Source organism: Nitrospinaceae bacterium (assembly GCA_018669005.1).
Lineage (GTDB): Bacteria > UBA8248 > UBA8248 > UBA8248 > UBA8248 > UBA8248.
The window spans coordinates 1-2,130 of the sequence record JABJAL010000113.1 but is presented as its reverse complement, the minus strand read 5'-3'; the positions used below and the strand labels follow the sequence as shown (position 1 = coordinate 2,130).

The 2,130-nt window shown below is 47.7% G+C and carries 2 protein-coding genes and 1 tRNA gene; 1 reads left to right on the top strand and 2 read right to left on the bottom strand.

Features of this window, described 5'->3' with window-relative positions; translation table 11 throughout:
- Positions 1-256, bottom strand: a 256-nt coding sequence (locus HOJ95_17485; GenBank protein MBT6396488.1) for a hypothetical protein, incomplete at its 3' end; no start/stop codon positions are given.
- A gap of 3 nt (positions 257-259) precedes the next feature.
- The gene (locus HOJ95_17480; protein ID MBT6396487.1) at positions 260-1,609 is read right to left on the bottom strand and encodes a DNA modification methylase; all 1,350 of its coding nucleotides are present in this window, start codon (positions 1,607-1,609) and stop codon (positions 260-262) included.
- Positions 1,610-1,995: 386 nt separating this feature from the next.
- Here HOJ95_17480 and HOJ95_17475 point away from each other — a divergent pair.
- Positions 1,996-2,120: transfer RNA gene (locus HOJ95_17475), tRNA-Met, on the top strand.
- Positions 2,121-2,130: the final 10 nt, after the last annotated feature.

Here is a 2,130-nt window from a genome sequence, read left to right as displayed (position 1 = left end):
CGGCTGCCGAACGAACGTCACCCTTGAGCGATTTCGCGACGAGGGCTTTGATCATGGCCCGCTGTTTCGAAACTTTGAGGTGGCGATCGCCTTCGCGGACATTTATGAGTTCTGCCAACTCCTCCTCGAGATCGGACCTCAGGTTGAGCATGCCTTTTCTTCGGCCTTTTGGATTGCCAGATTTTCCGGGTTTAAATTGTGCAAATTTAGGTGGCTTTTTATAGCCGACAGCATAATCTTTCTTTTTCTCTGACATATTTTAACCCTCCTCTTTACGAGGAGTGAAGGCGGGAAGAAGAAGCAATTCATTAGATCGAATTTCGTTTATCTGGTCGAAGGAGAGCCCTGTCTTCGAATGCATGGCCTCTTGCCCCGTCGCATTCTGCCACCGGCGAATGGTAAGATCGACATAGAGTGGGTCCAGCTCGACGCCAAAGCACCGTCGTCCAATTTCTTGCGCCGCGATTACTGTTGTGCCGGATCCCAAAAATGGATCGAAGACGATCTCATTTCTCCTGGAAACATCTTTGATCGCATCAGCGACTAGGGCCACAGGCTTCACGGTAGGGTGCTCGGCAAATAGTGCATCTCGCTCCGCGCCGAAGGAGTTCATGCCGCGGTATTGCCATACATTGGATCTCGACCTGCCTTTGTTGCCCAGTTCAAACGTATTTATGTGCGGCGCGTTTCCCCATTTAAAAACCGGGATAAATTCGTGTGCGCTTCGATAAAAATTTCCCATACCTGCATTTGATTTAACCCATGTAATTATATTCTTGAGATTAACTTTGGCTTCTCTTCCTGCCTGCAAGAGAATTTCAATATGTCGCCAATCCATGCAGACAAAAGCAATGGCTCCGTCCGTCATATTTTCGGTTGCAGCGCGGAGAAAGTCCGTGAGAAATTCTTGAAATTCGGTCTCAGACATTTCGCCGCAAGCCATCGCAAATGTTCGATGTTTGGTTTTTCCGGATCCGGAAACATGACCATCAATCGCGACATTGTAAGGAGGGTCCGCAAACATCATTCGTGCGAGTTCGCTATCGAATAGAGATATTAGGCTTGTCCGGTCTCGAGCATCACCACAGAGAACGCGATGGTGGTTAAGAAGCCAAATGTCCCCGATTTTTGAGACGACAGTTTCATCTGGATCGAGTGAGGCGGGAGGATCCTCAACAACCCCACTCGTGAGATCATCAATTGATAAGGCCATGTCAATTTCAACTTGATCAAATCCTGTCAACTCGAGATCAAAACCAATTTCCAGGAGTTCCTTGAATTCGGATTTCAAACGTTGTGAATCCCAGTCACCTTCCTCAGGCAGCCGATTTAAGGCTAGGCGAAGGGCCTGAATTTCTTCGGAGCTGCGATTCGCAACAGTAATTGTGGCAATCTGGTCGTGCCCAAGTTCCTTTAGGGCGTCTAAAACCGCATGGCCGTCGACGATAGTATTGTTGGCATCGATAATTATCGGGACAATTTGGTCAAATTGTCTCAACAATTTCATTAGCTTGCGTCTTTGGTGGCGGGAATGAATGTGAGGAGAATTCCCGTAGCGCTTTAAACTATTTACGTTGCGATACACGATTTCAAGCGAGTTCTTAGTCATGATAGTTTCCAGTCCGTGTCATTCCTCGAGAATTGCAAAACCAGCTTCTGCTGAATCGTCCCGACTGCACGTGGACGCAATTTGTTTCGCACTTTCTGAAAGGAATGGTAAGTGCAGTTCACCTTCTGGCGATATAATGTCTTTAACACTTAAGGACGATTTGGGGTTGGACGGGCAGATGCACTCGCTATTGCGGCGCATGCAAAGGTGTCAAAAGCGCTTGAATTCTATAAAAAATTGGTGAGTTACTTAATTCGGCCATTCGACTACATGGCATTGGCGCGCCAGAAACAAAACTGACCTACACCGAGAATGGCAGAGAATGGCTCTGCGGATGGGAAGCATCCATATACATCGTGTTGGAACTCAGGCCGTTATACTACGGAGACGGGGTCGGGCTCGGTAAAACTAGGGTCCGTTGAGCCGACTCAGTGTATAAAGACACTTATGCACTCACGTTGATCGTCATGCTCATAACCTGAAGGTCGTAGGTTCAAATCCTACCCCCGCAACCAAAAAAT

Bases quoted from the DNA above. Each gene is read 5' to 3' on its own strand.
- HOJ95_17480 (MBT6396487.1), bottom strand. From the start codon at position 1,609: ATGACTAAGAACTCGCTTGAAATCGTGTATCGCAACGTAAATAGTTTA.